The following is a 21,657-nucleotide window of genomic DNA, read 5'->3' as shown; positions in this document are numbered from 1 at the left end:
CGAACCAACGAATCTTAAGTAATGCAATCCTAATGTTATAACATAGAAATTTTTCATCCATAAAAAAGTCTCAATGCATAATAGGCAAAAAACCTCTAAAGACAACTTAATATGAGTTACAGATAATTTAGATGACTATTATCAGCTAGGAAGCATAAATATTCTTTTATGTTGATATCATGCGTTTGGCAAGTAACAATGTAAATCATGTATAATGATAATGTCTTTAATGACCTTAATTTCGTTTTTGGGTGTTTATTTAGCTTTTATTGAAAAATAGAGAATAAATTGGTGTATCGTTTTTATATAACCAAGATAAATTATTACAAATGTAATGTAGAGTATTTTGCTTATGATAAGAGTTTTCTTTACCAAAAAGCTGAAAACAGCTTATGGGAATGTTATTGTGCTTGTCACATACTTTTTATTATTATTTTTGCTATTCCAAACCAGTGTTCAAGCCGCAGATCCTCTGAGACTTATTAATTTTCGAACCATTGGTGATAGTGTTCATACGCGTATTATTGCGGTTTTCAATTCAAAACCAAATGTTCGTTTACAGATTTTGGACAGGCCAGCACGGTTGGTTATCAATTTACCTACAATTGACTTTTCGATGCAAAATACGCCTTTAAAGAAACAGAATACATTATCCGTTATGCTTTCAGATGTGCGTTATGCTTTTTCTGACATACAGACTTCACGCATTATTTTGACAAGTAAAACGGCCTTTGTAATTGAAAAAAGTGTCGTAAAAAAATTAAATAATGATTTATGGCAGTTGCTGATTGATATTCGTAAAACTACACTAGAAAAATTTGATGAAATATTAAAAAAACAGCAAAAGACCAATTTTGATACAAAAACGCAGTTAATGCCAGCATATAATTTTCGTGTTGTTCTTGATCCTGGTCATGGTGGTATTGATGGCGGTGCACGGGGTGTTACTGGAGTTTTAGAAAAAGATGTGACTTTAGACTTTGCGCGTGCATTGCGAGACGAATTACAAAAGGATTCTCATATTACTGTTGCTTTAACGCGAGATTCCAATATTTTTTTAAGACTAAGTGAAAGAGTTAAAAAAGCGCAAGAGCTCGATGCTGATCTTTTTATATCTATTCATGCAGATACGATTGATCTACATTCTCTTCGCGGTGCTACAGTGTATACCATATCAGACAAAGCCTCTGATGCCATTGCAAAATCTTTAGCTGAAAATGAAAATAAAGTTGATTTGCTGGATGGTTTGCCTGCAGATGAAACACTCGAAGTTACAGATATTTTGATGGATCTTACACGACGTGAAACACATACATTTTCGGTTAATTTTGCAAATAGTGTTATTTCAAGTTTATCAAAGAATCATATTAACTTGATTAATAACCCACATCGGTATGCTAATTTTCAAGTTTTAAGAGCTTCAGATATACCCTCCGTCTTGATAGAGATAGGTTATTTATCCAATAAAGAGGACGAAAAGTTATTAAATGATCCTCATTGGAGAAAACAAATGGCAGCCTCTATTGCTCATTCTATTCGTCAATTTGCTCATTATAGGCAGAAAATGATACAGCCTCTTTAAATTTGTGAGAAAATAGAGTATCAATATGGGGTTCTAGTGTACCTTAGTATAAATAAAAGATAGAAAATAATTTCTCTTGATCTCAATCTTGTGGTGATATCCGCTTGGTGTGTTTGAAGTAACGTATTTTTTCTTTGATTAATTCTTAAGAAAGCGATAGCCGTTTTTATGATGATTTTTTTGAGATATCTTCTTCGTTTTTTTGTTGCTATTGGACTTTGTGGAGCAATAACATGGGGTGTTATGACCAGTGGTCAAGCAAATGCACTCCCTGATTATGAAGTTCTTTCACTTTATGAGCCGCCGGTAATGACCCGCGTCCATGCTTCTGATGGCCGTCTTATGGCAGAGTTTGCAACAAAACATCGCCTCTATTTACCAATTCAATCAATACCAAAGCTTGTTATAAATGCTTTTATTTCGGCTGAAGACAAAAACTTTTATCATCATTTTGGTTTAGATCCCGAAGGACTTTCTCGAGCTTTGATCAATAATATTCGTAATATTGGTTCTGGAAGACGTCCAGAGGGTGCATCAACTATAACGCAACAAGTCGCTAAAAACTTTCTTTTAAGTTCAGAAACAACGTTAGAGCGTAAATTTAAGGAAGCTATTTTAGCAATGCGTATTGAGAAAACTTATTCAAAGGATCATATTCTCGAACTTTATCTCAATGAAATTTATTTGGGTCGTGGTACTTATGGTATAGCCGCTGCTTCTTTGACCTATTTCAATAAATCCGTCAATGATCTGACGCTAGAACAATGTGCTTATTTGGCTGCTCTTCCAAAAGGGCCAGCAAATTATGATCCATTTAAGAATACACAACGTGCTATTGATCGGCGCAATTGGGTTATAGATCGGATGATTGCAAATGGATATGTAACGCGTGAACAAGGTGAAAAAGCGAAAGCTAAACCTTTAGGAGCGACAATACGTGGGAGTGATAGCTATGTTTTTGCGGCTGATTATTTTACTGAAGAAGTGCGACGTCGTTTAATACATCGCTATGGGGCTAAGACACTTTATGAAGGTGGGCTTTCCATTCGTACAACGCTTGATCCGCATTTACAACTTATTGCGCGACGTGCTTTGCACGCTGGATTAATTAGATTTGATCATTCGCAAGGATGGCGTGGAGCTTATGCGCATATCGATAAAAAAGGTGATTGGGGGATAGAACTTGCAAATATCACGGGGCTAAGTGATGTTCCTGAATGGCGTTTAGCTGTTGTTCTTTCTGCTAATCCCAATAAAGTAGAGATTGGTTTACAGCCACAGCGCGAAGCTTCAGGTATATTATCAAAAAAACGGGAAATTGCTGTTTTATCTGAATCTGATTCAAAATGGGCACTCCATGTTGTAAAAGAAAATGGTTATCGAAAAACTGTTCAGAATTTATCTCATGTTCTGCAAGTTGGGGATGTCATTTTTGTTGAAAAACTATCCAATACAAACAACACTTATCGTTTACAACAAATTCCAAAGGTTGAAGGTGCAATTGTTGCTATGGAACCTCATACAGGGCGCGTTCTTGCTATGGTGGGAGGATTTTCTTTTGCTGCATCTGAATTCAATCGTGCAACCCAAGCTTATCGCCAACCGGGGTCTGCTTTTAAGCCTTTTGTTTATGCAGCAGCTCTTGATAACGGGTATACACCAGCATCCGTTGTTTTAGATGGCCCCATTGAAGTTCGTCAATATAATGGGGAAGTTTGGCAACCAAAAAATTATGGTGGTACATTTGCAGGACCTTCAACGTTGCGTTATGGTATTGAGCGTTCTCGTAATCTTATGACAATACGGCTTGCCAATGATATGGGAATGCCTCTTGTCGCTGAATATGCAGAACGCTTTGGCATAGTGGATAAATTGCAGCCTTATCTTCCCATGGCTTTAGGGGCTGGTGAAACAACAGTATTACGAATGGTTACAGCTTATTCAGTTATTGCCAATGGGGGACGCTCTATTAAGCCTTCTCTGATAGACAGAATTCAAGATCGTTATGGAAAGACAATTTATCGTCATGATGATCGTATTTGTGAAAATTGTAATACGCCTTCATGGAATAATCAACGTGAACCCACATTGATTGATGAGCGAGATCAAGTTCTTGACCCTATGACTGCTTATCAGATTACATCCATGATGGAAGGGGTTGTTCAGCGTGGTACTGCAGCACGTTTACGTTATCTTAATCGACATATTGCCGCTAAGACAGGGACAACCAATGACTCTAAAGATGTCTGGTTTATGGGATTTACTCCTGACATTGTCGTTGGTATTTTTATCGGCTACGATCAACCTGCTCCATTAGGATATAATGGAACCGGAAGTTCATTAGCTGCACCTATTTTTGGTGAGTTTATGGCAAATGCTCTTAAAGGAAAGCCAGATGTTCCCTTTAAGATGCCAAAGGGTATGATTTTAATGCCAATTAATCGGAAAACAGGAATGCTTGCGGAAAGAGGAGATCAAGATGTCATTATAGAAGCATTTAAACCAGGGACTGGTCCTGCTGATATATATCAAGTTATTGGGAGTACAAATTCTTTTCAAGAAGGTGTTCCTGCAGTAACCACTTCTCCACAAGTCAATAAAGCCCTTGAAAGTGGGACAGGTGGGCTGTATTAATCAACAAAATCTCCTTTTGCCATGAGTCTATAGTTTTTATTTTTTTACAGTGTCGGTCCTGTAAATAGAATGATAAGTCCATGCTATTTCCTCATAGCAGCTATCAAATTTGTATAAAATTCTAGTGACATAACCAGAAAGAGTGTTAAAAAATACGGTGTTAAATTATGCGAGCAGAAATAGAAACATTAGTTGATGAAATCCAGAAAGCAATTCAATTGCTAAGGGGGCATCTTTGACTGGGATCAATCACTAAAACGTCTCGAATATCTTAATCAAAAAGCGGAAGATCCGTCATTATGGGATGATGCACAACAAGCACAGGATATGATGCGTGAGCGTCAACGTCTTGATGATTCAATCAATGGTCTTTTATCATTTACAAAAACACTTGAAGAATGCATTGAGCTTATCGCGATGGGCGAAGAAGAAAGTGATGTTGAAATTATTGCTGATGCAGAAAATTCAATACGTAATCTTAAAAATGAGATAGATAAAAGGCAAATTGATGTACTTCTTTCAGGAGAGGCAGATCCGAATGATACCTATTTAGAAGTTCATGCTGGAGCAGGGGGAACAGAAAGCCAAGATTGGGCTTCTATGCTCTTACGTATGTATATGCGCTGGGCTGAACAGCATGAAATGAAGGTTGAAATTTTAGAAATTCATGATGGAGAAGAAGCAGGAATAAAGTCAGCGACTATTCTTGTAAAAGGGCATAATGCTTATGGAATGTTAAAAACAGAATCAGGCGTTCATCGCTTGGTGCGGATTTCTCCATTTGATTCGAATGCAAAGCGCCATACCTCTTTTGCAAGCATTTGGGTTTATCCAGTTATTGATGACAATATTGAAGTTGATGTTTCAGAGGCAGATGTGCGTATTGATACATATCGTGCATCGGGAGCAGGAGGACAACATGTTAACACGACAGATTCCGCTGTTCGCATCACACATATAAAAACGGGTATTGTTGTTCAATGTCAAACAGAGCGTTCTCAACATAAAAATCGCGCTACGGCTTGGTCGATGTTGCGTGCACGGCTTTATGAAGAAGAGCTTAAAAAAAGAGAAGAAGAAACCAATGCTGCTGAATCTTCTAAAACAGAAATCGGATGGGGACATCAAATTAGATCTTATGTTCTTCAACCCTATCAGCTTGTCAAAGATTTGCGTACAGGGATTGAAAATACGGATCCACAATCCGTACTGAATGGTAATTTAGATGCATTTATAGAGGCAGCACTCGCACGGCGCATTTATGGACAAGACAAAGAAATTGAGGATATTCGTTAATTATATATCCTTCCTTCAAGCCATGTAGATTTTTTTCTTAAGTTGTTTGTTTTATTGATGTTGTGATATTACGATAGTTCTTGATACTTTAAAGGTTCAAAGAGGGATTTTCTTGTTCCTTTCTTCAATTTTTTCTCACACGCCAATCCTGCTTATGATATTGCAAGTGATAGAAAGCTGAAATAAGAAAAATTTGCGATATTCGGAGGACTAATATAAATATAAAACAATTCATTATCCTTATAAATCAATATATTGTAAAAATTGAATCCATTGAAAAACTAAAATCAATTCGGAGGATGACTTTTGCTTTTTAAGATAAATCAAACACTCAATTTATAAGTTAGCGTTATGATGTAAAAGTGTTGCAGTAGCTAAAACATTTTCAGCATGCCCAGATACGCTTACTTTGCGCCATTCTTCTGCTATTATTCCATTTGCATCAATTAAAAAAGTGCTCCGTTCAACACCCATATATTTGCGTCCATACATGCTTTTCTCAACCCAAACACCATAAGCTTCGAGGGTTGTTTTTTCTTCATCAGAAACCAAGATGACATCAAGTTCATATTTTACTTTAAATTTATCATGTTTTTTTACATTATCTGGAGAGATTCCAATAACAGCAACACCAATTTCATCAAATTTCATCTTTAATTTTGTGAAATCAAGTGCTTCGCTTGTGCAACCGCTGGTGTCATCTTTTGGATAAAAATATAAAACAACAGGTTTTCCTTTAAAGTCAGAAAGACATACTGTCTCTCCTCCATCGCGAGGCAAATTAAAATCAGGAGCAAGAGCACCTTTCATTGATCTTGTCATTGTTTTCATCTTTCTTGTGTAATAAGTATAAGATATCAGAGTACACAGAAGAAAAGAACTATTCAACTCTCTAGAATATTATTGTTTTTAAGAGACCTTTATTTTCCTAACAAAACTCGCTCTATCACAACGATTGGATTGAAAGAACAAGATCGGCGTGAACAACATAAACAAAACAACAAAAGATTATACTGGTTTTATCACAATATGTTTTTTCTTACCGAAAGAAAGCTTAATGATTCCTTCCGCACTGACATCCCCTTCAATAATAAGATGTGTTTCATCCTCAATAATTTGATCATTTACACGTACACCTCCACCTTGAACGTGTCGGCGTGCCTCACTATTAGATTTAGCGAGTCCTGCTTGTACTAAAAGAGTGAGCAATCCAACACCTTTTTTTAATTCTGAGGCATTAATTTCAACAGTTGGAAGATTTTCTCCCAGAGTTTTTTCTTCAAACGTTTTGCGAGCAGTCTCTGCTGCTGCATTGGCAAGAGCACGTCCATGCAACATTGCTGTAACTTCTGTTGCAAGAATTTTTTTTGCTTCGTTAATTTCTGTCCCTTGTAGTACAGAAAGTTTAAGAATCTCATCCATTGGCAATAGGGTATAGAGCTTTAGAAATCGTGTTACATCAGCATCTTCTATATTGCGCCAATATTGCCAAAATTGATAAGGTGAAAGCATATCCGCATTCAGCCATACAGCCCCATTCAATGATTTACCCATTTTGGCACCGGAAGAGGTTGTCAACAATGGTGATGTTAACGCATATAATTGTGGTGTTCCTAAACGATGCCCTAATTCGATTCCGTTAATAATGTTGCCCCATTGATCAGAGCCCCCCATTTGCATACGCAACCCATAACGTTTATAAAGTTCAACAAAGTCATAAGCTTGCAGAATCATATAATTAAACTCTAAGAATGACAAAGAGTGCTCACGCTCAAGTCTGAGTCTGACAGAATCAAATGACAACATACGGTTGACAGAAAAATGTTTTCCCACATCACGCAAAAATTCTAAGTAGTTTAAATTGCATAACCATTCAGCATTATTCACAATACAAGCATCAGTTTCTCGGTCACCGAATGTCAAATAGTTAGCAAATACCTTTTTAATACCATCGATATTTGCAGCAATATCATCTTGTGTCAGAAGACGTCGCGCTTCATCTTTGAAGGAAGGATCACCGATTAATCCGGTTCCTCCACCCATTAAAGCAATGGGACGATGACCCGTTTTTTGTAACCAATAAAGCATCATAATCTGAAGAAGACTTCCAGCATGTAAACTCGATGCTGTTGGATCAAATCCAATATAAGCGCTTACAGTTTCTTTTGAAAAAAGATCATCTAAGCCTTTTTCATCTGAAATTTGGTGGATAAAACCACGTTCGCTCATAATGTGTAAAAAATCAGATTTAAAGGCAAACACAGATTCAATTTCCTAATTTTAAGAGTGCATTCATTTCATATAATAGGTGATTATATGATGGAGCGTTATCTATCATAACTGATGCACACATCACAAGAGAAAGAGACATATTGATAATATAAAGATAATAATACAGGTATTATTTCCTTTTTACGCTAAAAAAGAGATTTCTAGGTGATAGAAAAAATGCATTCTGTTATTCTCATTTCTATCCTAGAATAAAATTTAGAAAAGTTTTAAGTACAGACTAAAAAAATTACTTTAGTTATGATCAAAGACGATTTTTTCTGATTTTTTATAAATCCATCGTGTTTTCCTAAGTTAGTGAAAGTATTTCAGGAGGAGGAGCGAGAAGTTCATTGGTGATATGGTTATCCAAATAGTGGGCACATCGTTCAATAAGTTCTTCATGACATCCACTGAAAAAGTGATTAGCCTCTTCCAATATTTCTTGTGTGATGATGATTCCTTTTTGTGTTTTCAATTTATCGACAAGTATTTGAACATCTTTTGGGGGGGAAACTTTATCGATACCGCCATGAATGATAAGTCCAGAAGATGGACAAGGTGCAAGAAATGAAAAGTCATAAACATTAGGCTGAGGGGCAACTGAGATAAATCCCTCAATTTCCGGTCGGCGCATTAAAAGCTGCATACCAATCCATGCTCCAAATGAATATCCTGCTACCCAACAATTTTTAGAGTCTGGATGTTGTGTTTGCACCCAATCGAGAGCAGCAGCAGCATCTGAAAGTTCTCCTATTCCATAATCAAATTCACCCTGACTACGACCAATACCACGAAAGTTAAAACGTAAAGTTGTAAAGCCACGTTGTTGGAACATATAAAAGAGGTCATAGACAATTTTATGATTCATAGTTCCACCAAATTGGGGATGAGGATGCAAAATGATCGCAATGGGTGCATTTTTTTGTTGTGAAGGTTGATAACGCCCTTCGAGCCGACCCGCGGGACCGTTAAAAATAATTTCTGGCATAAAATGCTCCTTAAATGCAATAAAAGGCTTTCATTGACCTTGGTCGACTTTTACCATAGAATCTCTTAAATAATTATTAGATATTCTTTTTTTAGTGCACTTTTCAAGAAAATTGCGCTATTTTTTTAATCAATTCATAAGATTAATGATTGCGATGTAAAATGGTTATAAGACGCCGATATTTTGATCATAACGCAACAACACCGCTCAAAAAAATGGCACGGATGGCGTTAGTGGAATCTTTAGAGATATTTGGTAATCCATCATCGGTTCATAAGGAAGGGCGTGCGGCTAAAACCTTGTTGCAAAAGGCACGTCGACAAATCGCTGAAAATCTTAAAACAGATCCAGATCACGTGGTATTTACCTCTGGTGCGAGTGAAGCAGCGATGACTTTGTTAACACCCTTTTACAATATGGGGAATGCAAAAGTTCAATTTTCTCATCTTTACCTTGGAGCGACTGAACATCCCTCTGTTGCAGAGGGAGGGCGTTTTTCTAAAGAATTGATAAGCGTCATTGCTGTTGATCAAGACGGGCTCATTCAACAAGATAAATTAACATCACTCTTAACGGTTCACGATAAAACAAAAGGTTTACCTCTTGTTGCTATTCAAGCTGCAAATAGTGAAACGGGTGTTATTCAACCGTTAACAGAAATCGCCGCTATTGTTCGGGATTTAGGAGGTACTCTTATTGTTGATTTGACACAATATGTCGATAAAAATTTCGTGGATATTAATCAGCTAGGAGGAGATTTTTTTATACTGTCTGCACATAAAATTGGTGGTCCTAAAGGAATAGGTGCTTTTGTTTCATGTGGTAATCTTCTTATGCCACAACCTCTTATTATTGGGGGAGGACAAGAAAAAGGTCTCCGTGGAGGAACAGAAGCATTGCCCCTTATTGCTGCTTTTGGGGCAGCAATGGCTGATTGTTTCACACAGGAAGAAATAAAACAGTTAATATATTTACGCAATAAATTAGAAGATGGACTACAAAAAATAAGTAAAAATGTTGAAATTTTTGGCAAAAGAGTTCAACGTTTGCCAAATACAACTTACTTTACCGTGAAAAATATAAAAGCTGAAACGATGCAAATTGCTTTTGATTTAGAAGGGTTTTCTATATCATCCGGCTCGGCTTGTTCTTCGGGAAAAGTAAAACAAAGCAAAGTGTTGGAGGCAATGGGGTATCATGTTCCAAATGGTGCCATTCGCATTTCGCTAGGGCGGGACACAACTTCTGAGGATATTGATGATTTTCTATCGTTTTTTTCTCAAATTATAAGCAAGAAAAAAGGGTAAGATTTATCATCAGAAAGTTATAAAATTAGAATTATTTTAAAAATAAGATAAGTTTGATTGAAATTTTTGCACTTTACCTATAGCCTAGGAAATAACTTGCTACTTTAATCTTGTAAAAAAACAAGACTTTTAGTTACCGGTTTTTGACGCCAATAGTTACCGGTTTTTGACGCCAAAAAATGGAGAAAATTGATGCCGGCAGTACAAGAAACAATACGCCAAGTACGTGAAATAGATGTTGACCAATATAAATATGGTTTTGAAACCAATATTGAAACAGATAAAGCTCCAAAAGGCTTAAATGAAGATATTATCAAATTTATTTCTGCTAAAAAACATGAGCCTGAATGGATGCTAACATGGCGCTTAAAAGCTTACCGACGTTGGCTGACAATGCAAGAGCCTCATTGGGCGCGTCTTGAATATCCTAAAATTGATTTTCAGGAGCTTTATTATTATGCTGCTCCAAAAAATCATACAGGACCAAAATCTTTGGATGAAGTGGATCCTGAGTTATTAGCAACGTACGAAAAACTTGGCATTCCCCTTAAAGAACAAGAGATTTTGGCAGGAGTAAGAAAACAGTCTGATCCCTCTACTTTCGATGACAGTATGTCTGTATCGGGGCAGGTGGCTGTTGATGCAGTCTTTGATTCTGTTTCTGTTGTAACAACATTCAAAAAAGAGCTGGCACGTGCTGGTGTGATTTTTTGTTCTATTTCAGAGGCGATTATTGAACATTCTGAGCTTATTAAGGAATATTTAGGAACAGTTGTACCTATAAGTGATAATTATTATGCGGCCTTAAATGCAGCTGTCTTCACAGATGGTTCATTTGTTTATATTCCCAAAGGGGTTCGTTGTCCTATGGAGCTTTCAACTTATTTTAGGATTAATGAACGCAACACTGGCCAATTTGAACGAACATTGATTATCGCCGCTGAAGATTCCTATGTTTCTTATCTTGAAGGGTGTACAGCACCCCAACGTGATGAAAACCAACTTCATGCGGCTGTCGTTGAACTTATTGCCCTTAAAAATGCAGAGATTAAATATTCTACAGTACAAAACTGGTATCCTGGCGATAAAGATGGAAAGGGCGGTATTTATAATTTTGTGACGAAGCGTGGAGATTGTCGAGGTGATAGCTCTAAAATCTCATGGACACAAGTTGAGACTGGTTCTGCGATTACTTGGAAATATCCATCCTGCTTACTCCGTGGTGATAATGCGCGTGGAGAATTTTATTCTATTGCTGTTGCAAACGGTCATCAACAAATTGATTCCGGTACAAAAATGATTCATTTGGGAAAAAATACATCCAGTCGTATTATTTCCAAGGGCATTTCTGCAGGTTTTTCAAATAACACTTATCGAGGACAAGTTACAGCATATCGAAAAGCACAAAATGCGCGTAATTTTACGCAATGTGATAGTTTGTTAATCGGAAATGATTGTGGTGCGCATACAGTTCCTTATATTGAAGCAAAAAATGCAACAGCTCAGTTTGAACATGAAGCCACAACATCAAAAATTTCTGATGACCAACTTTTTTATGTTATGCAGAGAGGAATTCCCGAAGAAGAAGCTATCGCATTAATTGTAAATGGTTTTGTAAAAGAGGTCATTCAAAAACTTCCCATGGAATTTGCTGTCGAAGCACAAAAGCTTATTGGTATCAGCCTTGAAGGTAGTGTTGGATAATTTATTGTAATTAGATAAATAGAAGACTTGATGTAAAAGGGCTGTAACAGTAGCAAATAATGCTAAAAATGACCTCTATGGTAATTACAAAAGTAGATGGATGCTAAGGCAAAATAATACGCATTGGTATCTGAAAAACAGCCAAAACAGGATTAAATTATGTTAGAGATAAAAAAATTGCACGCCCGTATTGCTGGGACCGATACAGAAGTTATTCGTGGTTTAAACTTGACAGTTCAAGATGGAGAAGTTGCCGCTATCATGGGACAAAATGGAGCCGGAAAATCAACTTTGTCTTATTTGCTTGCTGGTCGTGATGATTATGAAATAACAGAAGGAGATATTCTCTATAATGGAAAATCGCTTTTAGAAATGGATCCAGCAGAACGTGCTACATATGGTGTTTTTCTTGCATTTCAATATCCAATGGAAATACCAGGGGTAGCAACGATGGAATTTTTAAAAGTTGCGATGAATTCTCAACGCAAAGCGCGTGGTGACAAAGAGCTTAAAATTCCTGAATTTATAAAATGTGTTAAAGAAGTTTCAGCCAAACTTGAAATAGATATGGATATGCTAAAGCGTCCATTAAATGTAGGTTTTTCAGGTGGAGAAAAAAAACGCGCTGAAATTTTACAAATGGCACTTCTTGAACCTAGACTTTGCATTTTAGATGAAACGGATTCTGGTTTAGATATTGATGCATTAAAAATTGTTGCAGATGGTGTTAATAAACTTCGGGATTCAAAACGTTCATTTTTGGTGATTACCCATTATCAACGGCTGCTTAATTATATTATTCCTGACACGGTACATGTTCTTTATAAAGGACAAATTATCAAAAGCGGAGATAAATCCTTAGCGCTTTATTTAGAGCAAAATGGGTATGCTGATCTTATCAGGGAAGCGGTTTGAGGTTATTGAATATGAATACACAGCAAAACTTGTTAGCAGTTGAAGAAAATATACTCAGTAATTTCAATCAGTATGTAAACGACTTACCTGGTGATAAAGCTGTACAGGAAATCCGCAAGAAAACTATTGAGCAGTTTCAAACAACACGGCTTCCTTCCCGTAAAATCGAAAGCTGGCATTATACCAATCTGCGTACCTTACTGAAGTCTATTAGCAATTTTTCAAAAGTTCAAAACAATCAATTGGTTGATTCTTTGCTTTCAGAAAGTGCTGTTTTCTCCATAAACAATGGAAAAACATCGATAGAGTCAAAGGTAGATAATATTACAGTAAAACGCCTTTCAGACGCATTAGAAGATAATTCTGTACAGATAAATCAAAACATTTCTGATGAGGATTTTATTGGACAGTTAAATACAGCTTTTGTTACAGATGGTTGGCTTTTTCACATCCCTGAAAATACAAAGTTAAATATACCCATTGAATTACAAAATATACAAATGGGGGGACAGTCTCATATTTTTTCGGATATAAAAATTGATAAAAATAGTCAAGTTATGTTTATTGAACATCAGATTGGCAATGATAAAGATACCTTTATCAGTTCAATATTTTCATTAAATGTTGCTGCTGATAGCGATGTTACGTGGATTCTCATTCGCAATCGTGATTTTAATTCTACACAATTTGGTCGATTTTGTGCTGTTCTTGATCAAAGAGCGAAGTTATCACTTTATGTCATTAATATAGGGAGCCAATTAAATCGCCAAGAAGTCGATATTGAATTACAGGGAGAAGAATCTGATTTTCAATTACGCGTTATAAATTTATTATCAGGACAAACACATAGTGATCTTACAATGACTGTTCGTCACGTGGAAGAAAAATCAACATCAACCGAAATTATACGCAATGTGGTCACAGATAAGGCTGTTGGTGTTTTCCAAGGAATAATACGTGTGTCTCAAAAAGCGCAAAAAACAGATGCACGCATGGCTTGTAATAGCCTTATTCTTTCAGATGATGCAGAATTTAATGCAAAGCCTGAACTGGAGATTTTTGCTGATGATGTTGCATGCGGTCATGGTGCAACAGTTGCTAATATTAATCATGATTATCTTTTTTATCTTATGGCGCGTGGTATCCCATTTAAAACGGCGCGTGCACTTTTGATTAAAGGATTTATCTCTGAGCTCATTGATGAGATCAAGCAAGATAATATTCAAATTGCTTTGGAGAATATCATTAGTAAATGGCTTGCAAAAAATGTTTAAGGTAAAAAAAATGGAAAATAACGTAAAAACATTTACTTATAATGTCGAAGAAATTCGGCGTGATTTTCCTCTTTTGCACCATCAAGTTTATGGAAAGCGATTAGCATATCTTGATAGTAGTGCTTCTGCCCAAAAACCAATGTCAGTACTCAATGCAATGAATAATTATTATCACTATAGTTATGCTAATGTGCATAGGGGAATGTATTTTTTAGCCAACATAGCAACACAATCATATGAAAATTCTCGTGAAACCGTTCGTGTTTTTCTAAATGCTCAAAAAGCTGAAGAAATTGTTTTTACGAAAAATGCAACAGAAGCTATTAATACCGTTGCTTATGGTTGGGCTATGCCCAAACTCAAAGAAGGTGATGAGATTGTTCTAACGATCATGGAACATCATTCAAATATTATTCCTTGGCATTTTCTCCGTGAACAAAAAGGTGTGAAACTTATTTTTGTTCCTGTCGATGAAAATGGTGTTCTGCACATTGAAGATTTCCAAAAGGCTTTAAGCGAAAAAACGCGGCTTGTTGCTATTACGCATATGTCCAATATATTAGGAACTGTACCTCCTGTTAAAGAGCTTATTAAGCTCGCACATCAAAATTCTATTCCTGTTCTTGTTGATGGTTCTCAAGGAGCAGTACATTTAACCGTTGATGTGCAAGATCTCGATTGTGATTGGTATGTCTTTACAGGTCATAAGCTTTATGGTCCCACTGGTATTGGTGTTTTGTATGGTAAGGAAGATAGATTAGAAGAAATGCGTCCTTTTCAAGGAGGAGGGGAAATGATCGAGGAGGTAACAACCGATAAGGTTTTTTATAATGCTCCTCCTTACCGTTTTGAAGCAGGCACTCCTCCTATTGTTGAAGCTATTGGATTAACTGCGGCTATTGATTATATACAAGAGAAAGGTCGTAGCACGATTCATGCCCATGAGAGGTCCCTTTTAGCTTATGCGCAGGAAAAACTTAAAACTGTTGAGTCATTGCGTATTTATGGTCATTCTCCCAATAAAGGAGCTATTATATCATTTACAATTGAAGGGATTCACGCCCATGATATCGCTATGTTTATTGATAGAAAAGGAGTTGCAATACGCGCGGGAACCCATTGTGCACAGCCTTTATTACAGCGCTTTGGTCTAACATCTATTTGTCGGGCATCGTTAGCCATGTATAACACTCAAGAAGATGTAGATCAATTAGTAGAAGCATTGAAAGAAACAAGGACATTTTTTTAATGGCTGAATCAATTGAAGAGCGTCATTCTACAGAATCTGTTGAAACTGTAAGCGAAAATAAAAAGTCTTATGTATCAGCGATTCCAGCAGATGAAATTGATCGTATGACGAATGATATTATTGCTGCTCTCAAAACAGTTTATGACCCAGAGATTCCTGCTGATATTTATGAGCTAGGACTGATTTATCGTATTGATATTGAAGATGATCGTTCAGTAAAAATTGAAATGACTCTTACAGCACCGGGATGTCCTGTTGCTGGTGAAATGCCGGGGTGGGTAGAAAATGCAGTCAGTGCAGTTGAAGGGGTTTCGTATGTTGAAGTCACTATGACTTTTGATCCACCATGGACACCTGATTGTATGTCAGAAGAAGCTCAAATTGCTGTCGGATGGTACTAAAAATATTGTTAAGAGACTCTAATTTAGCCATTCATGAATAAGCTGTTTACTTTTCACAAGCGTTTAAATTTAAGGACAATCGCATGAGTTATAATAAACAAAAATTAGAACTTAACTGGATTGGAAAAGAAAAACGCCCAAAACTAGAGCCTCGTATCTTATTAGAAGATCTTGAAAAATCTTATCACGCTTCGCATCAAATATCATCCCAAGATATTTTTGATAATAAACTTATTTTTGGTGACAATTTGCTCGCACTCAAAGCGCTTGAACAAGAATATATGGGGAAGGTAAAATGCATCTATATCGATCCACCTTATAATACAGGCAATGCCTTTGAACATTATGAAGATGGTTTAGAGCATTCCCTATGGCTAAGCCTTATGAGAGACAGGCTAGAATTGTTACATCATTTACTGGCAGATGATGGAAGTATCTGGATATCAATTGATGATGACGAGCAAGCTTACCTTAAAGTGTTAATGGATGAAATTTTTGGTCGAAAAAATTTTATAAACAATATCATTTGGCAAAAAAATATGCTCCACAAAATGATGCAAAGTGGCTTTCAGACAACCATGATTTTGTAATGGTTTATGCTAAAGATAAAACTGTTTGGCGCCCTCAATTGCTTCCTCGTTCAAGCGATATGGATGCGCGCTATAAAAACCCTGATAATGATCCTCGCGGTCCTTGGAAATCAGATAATCTTTCAGTTAAGACTATGAATTTAAAAGATGTTTATGAAATTGTTACGCCTTCTGGGCGCAGTGTGATGCCTCCTGCTGGAACGAGTTGGCGCGTTAGTAAACAAAAATTTGCTAAGCTATTAGAAGATAATCGTGTTTGGTTTGGTCCAACAGGAAGTAATGTTCCTTCTATGAAGCGTTTTTTATCAGAGGTAAAAAATGGTATGGTTTCAATGACCATTTGGCCTTATCAGGAAGTTGGCCATAATCAAGATGCAAAAAAAGAAGCCAAAGTCTTCAATTCTGATAGTGTCTTTACAACTCCTAAACCTGAGCGTTTAATGGAACGCATTATTCAACTTGCCACTAATCCCGGTGATCTTGTACTGGATTCTTTTGCTGGTTCTGGCACAACCGGTGCTGTTGCCCATAAAATGGGAAGAAAGTGGATTATGATTGAACTTGGTGAGCATTGTCACACCCACATTATCCCTCGTTTAAAACAAGTCATTGATGGAACTGATCAAGGGGGAATTTCCAAAAGTGTCAATTGGCAAGGTGGCGGTGGATTTCGCTATTATCGCCTTGCACCTTCTCTGTTACAAAAAGATCCATGGGGACAATGGATTATTAGTCGCGAATATAATGCTGCGATGCTTTCAGAAGCAATGTGCAAACATATGGGATTTACCTACGCACCTGATGAAAATCATTATTGGATGCAAGGGTATTCAACCGAAACAGATTATATTTATGTCACAACAAGCGCTATGACCCATGAACAACTCCGTATAATGAGTGAAGAGGTAGGCTCTCATCGCACGTTGCTGATTTGTGGTACAGCCTTTGATACAAAATCAGCATCCTTTGAAAATCTGACACTCACTAAAATCCCCCGTGCAGTATTAGAAAAATGCGAATGGGGAAGGGACGATTACAGTTTAAATGTAGCCAATCTTGAACCAGTGATTGTGGTAAAAGAAAACAACAAAAATAAAGATATTGTGCAAGCAGAATTAGATTTATTTGAATAGTATATAAAAAGCGGAGTTTTTCATGAACACTATTGAAAAAAGGATTTCTGCTCGCTTATCGTTACGTGATCCTCAACGTGAATCTTTAAATATTTTGGTAAAAATCTTAGAAAATATAGAGCTTTCTAAAAATGCTGATTTGGTTGCAGAGTTAGAAGTGATAAAAAATCTTTATCCTTCTGTACAAGATTTTGAACGAAACTTTCCCTCTTTTTGTTTTGCCTTAGCAACGGGGGTTGGGAAAACGCGACTTATGGGTGCTTTTATCAGCTATCTTTATTTAACAGGTCGCAGTCGCCATTTTTTTGTTTTAGCGCCAAATTTGACTATTTATGAAAAGTTAAAACAGGATTTTAGTCCCCAAAGTCCGAAGTATGTTTTCAGTGGAATGAGTGAATTTATTGCCAATAGACCCGTTATTATTACAGGTGAAGATTATGAAAGTGGTAAAGGTATTCGCGCTGATGAACACTATTTTCAAGGACAAAAGCGTTTGTTTGAGAATAGAGATACGGCTTTTATCAATATTTTTAATATTTCTAAAATTAATACAACAGATAATAAAAAAGGCGCACTAAAATCTAGTATGCCGAGGATTAAACGCTTACAAGAGACAATTGGCGAAAGTTATTTTGATTATCTCGCAAATCTTCCTGATTTAGTTTTGTTAATGGATGAAGCACATCGTTATCGTGCTTCTGCTGGTGCAGCGGCAATTAATGAGTTAAAACCTGTTTTAGGAATAGAGCTTACAGCGACACCAAAAACAATAGGTGCAAAACCCGTAGATTTTAAAAATGTTGTCTATAGTTATTCACTTGCAGAGGCTATGAGGGATGGTTTTGTAAAAGAACCTGCTGTTGCTACACGTAAAGATTTTCAAGCTCAAAATCATACATCTGAGCAATTAGAACATATCAAATTACAAGATGCAATTCATGCCCATGAAAATGTGAAAGCAGATTTAATTGTCTATGCAAAAGATTATAACAAAAAGTTCGTTAAGCCTTTTATTTTAGTTGTTGCTCAAGATACAAATCATGCACAAAAACTACGGAATTTATTGGAATCAGATGAATTTTTTGCAGGGGCTTATAAGGGAAAAGTTTTAGAGATTCATACAAAACAGTCAAATATAGAAGAAGATCAAAATATTCAAAAAATTATTGCTATTGAGGATCCTCATGAGCCAACGGAAATTGTTATTCACGTTAATAAATTAAAGGAGGGGTGGGATGTTACTAATCTCTATACTATTGTACCGTTGCGTGCATCGGCTTCAGAAATTTTAACAGAGCAAACAATTGGGCGTGGATTGCGTTTGCCTTATGGGTATAGAACAGGCATGGAAGCTATTGATCGTTTAACAATTATTGCGCATGATCGTTTTCAAGATATTATTGATCGTGCAAACGATCCAAACTCAATTATAAAAAAGCATATTGAGATTGGAACAGGAGGGGATATCCCCTCTGAAAAGACAGATATTGTGGCAGTTCCATGTCAAGTAGAAGCTTTATTGATGCAAACGATGGTAACACGTAATTCCGATATAAATGGAGCATCTGATTTACAAGGTATCATATTACGTAATACAGATTCCCCTACATTAACGCCTGAAGAGCAAGAAATTGCAGCGATCGCGTGGGATCTTATCAAAGAGAATGATAAATTGCCAAGTTCTCAAATGCTTTATTCTGCACCGATACAAGAAAAAATTGCTAATAAAGTTATGAATATTAAGCCTTCATCACAAAAGTCTCTTGTATCAAAAGTGGTTACAATTTTGACAAAACAATTAGCAGAATTGATGATAGATATTCCTAATATTGTATTCATACCTTCGCGTGACGTGACTTATGGTTTTTCTGATTTCGATTTGAAAAATCTAGAAAGCTTAAATTTGCAACCTGTTAGTAAAGAACTTTTAATTCGAGAATTGCGTACCCATAAAAGTATTTTTCTCACTTCTAAGAATGAATATGTCAAAGAGCCTTATCTTGAAAACTACATCATTCGTGGTTTAATTGATAATGATTTTATCGATTATGATAGCCATACGCTCTTATTACGAAAATTAGCTGGTCAGATGGTAGAACATTTCCGATCTTATTTACCCAATGATACAGCTGTTGAAAACGTATTAATTCACTATCAGAATAAGCTTACTAATTTTATTGTTGCGCAATTAAGAGAACATCAATGGGAAACACAAAAAGATTATGAGGTTAAAGTGACACGAGGTTTTACAACTTTAACACCTATCCATTATGTGTTGCCGCAAGGGACGTCTCCTCTTGATTTTCGTAATATTCCTGCCATTAAAAGCGATATTAAAAAACTTGTATTCAGCGGCTTTAGAAAATGTTGTTATCCTTTACAAAAGTTTGATTCAGTAGAAGGGGAATTACGATTTGCTCAAATATTAGAGGATGATGTACAAGTATTGAAATGGATGAAAGCCGCTCGAGGTTTTTTCAAGATAGAATATGATAAAGGATCAATCTATGAACCGGACTTTGTTGTAGAAACGAAGGATGCCAAATATCTTTGTGAGCCTAAAAAAACCTCTGAAATGCAAAATCCTATTATTTTAAAAAAGGGAGAAGCTGCAGTTCAATGGTGTTGTCATGCAACGCGCTACGCAGCTACTTATGGCGGCAAAAAATGGTATTATGTTCTTATTCCCCATGATGCTATTAAAGCAAATAGTAGTTTTGAAGGTTTATGTGCAGAGTTTACCATTGCAGAATCTATACTTGAGAGCTCATAACATTTCGTTTCAAAAATAAAACACATAAGTTTTTTAATTGACCGATGTGAGGTCCAATCAAATGTTTGAATAATTATTTTTAATTTTTTGCACTATTGCACCATTAATTTAAAAATATTAGGGGTTTCTTAAATCATAAAATTAATATTTTTTTCTAACAACATTAAAATAAAAGGAAAAATGTATAGAAAAGTTACACAAGATTATGATTTTTTATGGGGATTTTTAGCACATTTACAATTTTTGATAAAAGTACAATCTTACTTTCCTTATGTGAAAAGATCTTTGAGTTTATAGTCACAAATTTAAAAAAATATTTTAATTTCATTGGGTAATTTTATAAATATGCTTTTTTTAAAAAACTTAAATATTTTATTGTTCTTTCATTTAAAAAACCTGAATATAATGAAATATCTGGAGGGTGAAAGGGGAAATTTTTTCATATGACTTTGAATTTAACAAATACTATTTTTAATTTTTTAAAGAAAAACCCGACAAAAAAATTTACAGCTCGAGAAATTGCTCAATGGATATTTGAAAATTACCCAGAAAAATGCCGTCAAAAACAAAAGCATTCAACGGCAATAATTACTCCCCTTAATAGTGATGCAGCTCTTATTCAGCAAATTGTTGCTGAAATAGGAGCAGGACGCCCTCAGTTACAAAAACGTTATTCAGAAATTAAAACCACTGAAGGACGACCACGGCAATATTATTTTACTAAACAAACAGATAGTGCTGAAATTGATGCAGTAGAGGACATTGATGCAGCAGAGGACAATGCAAAGAGTAGAACAGAAGATGGCTCTGTTAAAGAGCATGATCTTTATCCGTTATTATCTAAATTTTTATGGTCAGAGCTTGCAGTTTACAGCAAGCGCATTAATGAGAAATGTTCTCGTAATAAACATGGTGCAGGCGGAAATAAATGGCTTTATCCAGATCTCGTAGGAATGCAAGATTTAAGCAGTGAATGGAATCGTGAAATCAAAGATTGTGTTTTGCAATATTTTGATAAAAAAACGAAGCTTCGGTCTTTTGAAGTAAAAATTCTCATCAATCGTTCAAATTTACGAAAAGCATTTTTTCAAACAGTTAGTAATTCGTCATGGGCTAATTTGAGTTATTTAGTTGCTAGTGAAATTGAAGGGGTTGATACATTAAAAGAGCTTCGAATGCTTTCAAGTTTGCATGGAGTTGGATTTATAAGACTTAATAAGGAAAACTCTTCCGAGAGTGAGATCTTAATTCCTGCCAAAGAACGTAGTGATATTGACTGGGATACTGCTAATAGATTAGTGGAGGAAAACAAAGATTTTCTTGATTATATTAAACTCATTCGTCAATTTTATCAAACTGGCGAGATGCGTCCACTAGATTGGGATCATATGTATCCATGAGAGGTATTTTAAAAAAGACTCTATTGTTTAAAAACCCTTTTTTCAGAGTAATAAAAAATTACTCTAACTATTTTATTTGACTTATTATATTGATATAATATATTGATTTATAATGATAATGAGTCATTTGTTTTAAACTT

Annotated in this window: 14 protein-coding genes and 1 pseudogene; 12 read left to right on the top strand and 3 right to left on the bottom strand. The window is 35.8% G+C overall.

The window, feature by feature from the left end:
• The first annotated feature begins 352 nt into the window (after positions 1–352).
• From ACFIK8_RS04455 to prfB, 3 genes are all read left to right on the top strand, one after another.
• Positions 353–1,582, top strand: coding sequence for an N-acetylmuramoyl-L-alanine amidase (locus ACFIK8_RS04455; protein ID WP_375636112.1), 1,230 nt, complete (start codon positions 353–355; stop codon positions 1,580–1,582).
• Between the two features lie 168 nt (positions 1,583–1,750).
• On the top strand, positions 1,751–4,216 hold the full coding sequence (locus tag ACFIK8_RS04450; protein WP_375636111.1) for a penicillin-binding protein 1A: 2,466 nt from the start codon (positions 1,751–1,753) through the stop codon (positions 4,214–4,216).
• A gap of 167 nt (positions 4,217–4,383) precedes the next feature.
• Positions 4,384–5,512 (top strand): peptide chain release factor 2 gene (gene prfB / locus ACFIK8_RS04445; protein ID WP_015856374.1). Its coding sequence is split into 2 segments (ribosomal slippage): positions 4,384–4,452 and positions 4,454–5,512, totalling 1,128 coding nucleotides; the frame shifts between segments, so codons are not numbered across the junction.
• A gap of 336 nt (positions 5,513–5,848) precedes the next feature.
• Here prfB and ACFIK8_RS04440 read toward each other — a convergent pair.
• From ACFIK8_RS04440 to ACFIK8_RS04430, 3 genes are all read right to left on the bottom strand, one after another.
• Positions 5,849–6,334: a peroxiredoxin gene (locus ACFIK8_RS04440; protein ID WP_375636110.1), complete on the bottom strand. Its 486-nt coding sequence runs from the start codon at positions 6,332–6,334 to the stop codon at positions 5,849–5,851.
• A 186-nt stretch (positions 6,335–6,520) separates the two neighbouring features.
• Positions 6,521–7,774: a tyrosine--tRNA ligase gene (gene tyrS, locus ACFIK8_RS04435; protein WP_375636109.1), complete on the bottom strand. Its 1,254-nt coding sequence runs from the start codon at positions 7,772–7,774 to the stop codon at positions 6,521–6,523.
• A gap of 316 nt (positions 7,775–8,090) precedes the next feature.
• Entirely contained in the window at positions 8,091–8,771 is a 681-nt protein-coding gene (locus ACFIK8_RS04430) for an alpha/beta hydrolase (protein ID WP_015856377.1), read from the bottom strand.
• A gap of 161 nt (positions 8,772–8,932) precedes the next feature.
• On the opposite strand from ACFIK8_RS04430, the gene ACFIK8_RS04425 reads away from it, so the two are divergent.
• From ACFIK8_RS04425 to ACFIK8_RS04385, 9 genes and pseudogenes are all read left to right on the top strand, one after another.
• Positions 8,933–10,078, top strand: coding sequence for a cysteine desulfurase family protein (locus ACFIK8_RS04425; RefSeq protein ID WP_015856378.1), 1,146 nt, complete (start codon positions 8,933–8,935; stop codon positions 10,076–10,078).
• A gap of 192 nt (positions 10,079–10,270) precedes the next feature.
• A complete protein-coding gene (gene sufB, locus ACFIK8_RS04420) occupies positions 10,271–11,782 on the top strand; it encodes a Fe-S cluster assembly protein SufB (protein ID WP_375636108.1) in 1,512 nt (503 codons plus the stop codon).
• 159 nt (positions 11,783–11,941) lie between these two features.
• On the top strand, positions 11,942–12,697 hold the full coding sequence (sufC, locus tag ACFIK8_RS04415) for a Fe-S cluster assembly ATPase SufC (RefSeq protein WP_375636107.1): 756 nt from the start codon (positions 11,942–11,944) through the stop codon (positions 12,695–12,697).
• A gap of 11 nt (positions 12,698–12,708) precedes the next feature.
• Entirely contained in the window at positions 12,709–13,971 is a 1,263-nt protein-coding gene (sufD, locus tag ACFIK8_RS04410; RefSeq protein WP_375636106.1) for a Fe-S cluster assembly protein SufD, read from the top strand.
• A gap of 10 nt (positions 13,972–13,981) precedes the next feature.
• Positions 13,982–15,220, top strand: coding sequence for a cysteine desulfurase (locus ACFIK8_RS04405; RefSeq protein ID WP_375636105.1), 1,239 nt, complete (start codon positions 13,982–13,984; stop codon positions 15,218–15,220).
• Positions 15,220–15,621, top strand: coding sequence for an SUF system Fe-S cluster assembly protein (locus tag ACFIK8_RS04400; protein WP_375636104.1), 402 nt, complete (start codon positions 15,220–15,222; stop codon positions 15,619–15,621). The genes ACFIK8_RS04405 and ACFIK8_RS04400 overlap by 1 nt, the downstream gene beginning before the upstream one ends.
• A gap of 281 nt (positions 15,622–15,902) precedes the next feature.
• Positions 15,903–17,344: pseudogene (locus ACFIK8_RS04395) on the top strand (site-specific DNA-methyltransferase).
• Positions 17,345–17,366: 22 nt separating this feature from the next.
• Positions 17,367–20,117 (top strand): DEAD/DEAH box helicase, encoded by a 2,751-nt coding sequence (locus tag ACFIK8_RS04390; protein WP_375636103.1) that lies wholly within the window; start codon positions 17,367–17,369, stop codon positions 20,115–20,117.
• 443 nt (positions 20,118–20,560) lie between these two features.
• Positions 20,561–21,517 carry a COG2958 family protein gene (locus ACFIK8_RS04385; protein ID WP_375668998.1) on the top strand — a complete coding sequence of 319 codons (957 nt, stop codon included), beginning with the start codon at positions 20,561–20,563 and terminating at the stop codon, positions 21,515–21,517.
• Positions 21,518–21,657: the final 140 nt, after the last annotated feature.

Source organism: Bartonella sp. MR168JLCBS, assembly GCF_042194175.1.
This window is presented reverse-complemented; position numbering and strand designations above follow the sequence as displayed.

Excerpts from the sequence above, each read along its gene's own strand:
- ACFIK8_RS04400 (WP_375636104.1), top strand. The coding sequence starts at position 15,220 with ATGGCTGAATCAATTGAAGAGCGTCATTCTACAGAATCTGTTGAAACT.
- ACFIK8_RS04455 (WP_375636112.1), top strand. The coding sequence starts at position 353 with ATGATAAGAGTTTTCTTTACCAAAAAGCTGAAAACAGCTTATGGGAAT.
- ACFIK8_RS04430 (WP_015856377.1), bottom strand. The coding sequence starts at position 8,771 with ATGCCAGAAATTATTTTTAACGGTCCCGCGGGTCGGCTCGAAGGGCGT.
- sufC (WP_375636107.1), top strand. The coding sequence starts at position 11,942 with ATGTTAGAGATAAAAAAATTGCACGCCCGTATTGCTGGGACCGATACA.
- ACFIK8_RS04390 (WP_375636103.1), top strand. The coding sequence starts at position 17,367 with ATGAACACTATTGAAAAAAGGATTTCTGCTCGCTTATCGTTACGTGAT.
- ACFIK8_RS04450 (WP_375636111.1), top strand. The coding sequence starts at position 1,751 with ATGATGATTTTTTTGAGATATCTTCTTCGTTTTTTTGTTGCTATTGGA.
- sufD (WP_375636106.1), top strand. The coding sequence starts at position 12,709 with ATGAATACACAGCAAAACTTGTTAGCAGTTGAAGAAAATATACTCAGT.
- sufB (WP_375636108.1), top strand. The coding sequence starts at position 10,271 with ATGCCGGCAGTACAAGAAACAATACGCCAAGTACGTGAAATAGATGTT.
- ACFIK8_RS04405 (WP_375636105.1), top strand. The coding sequence starts at position 13,982 with ATGGAAAATAACGTAAAAACATTTACTTATAATGTCGAAGAAATTCGG.
- ACFIK8_RS04425 (WP_015856378.1), top strand. The coding sequence starts at position 8,933 with ATGGTTATAAGACGCCGATATTTTGATCATAACGCAACAACACCGCTC.
- ACFIK8_RS04385 (WP_375668998.1), top strand. The coding sequence starts at position 20,561 with ATGACTTTGAATTTAACAAATACTATTTTTAATTTTTTAAAGAAAAAC.
- ACFIK8_RS04440 (WP_375636110.1), bottom strand. The coding sequence starts at position 6,334 with ATGACAAGATCAATGAAAGGTGCTCTTGCTCCTGATTTTAATTTGCCT.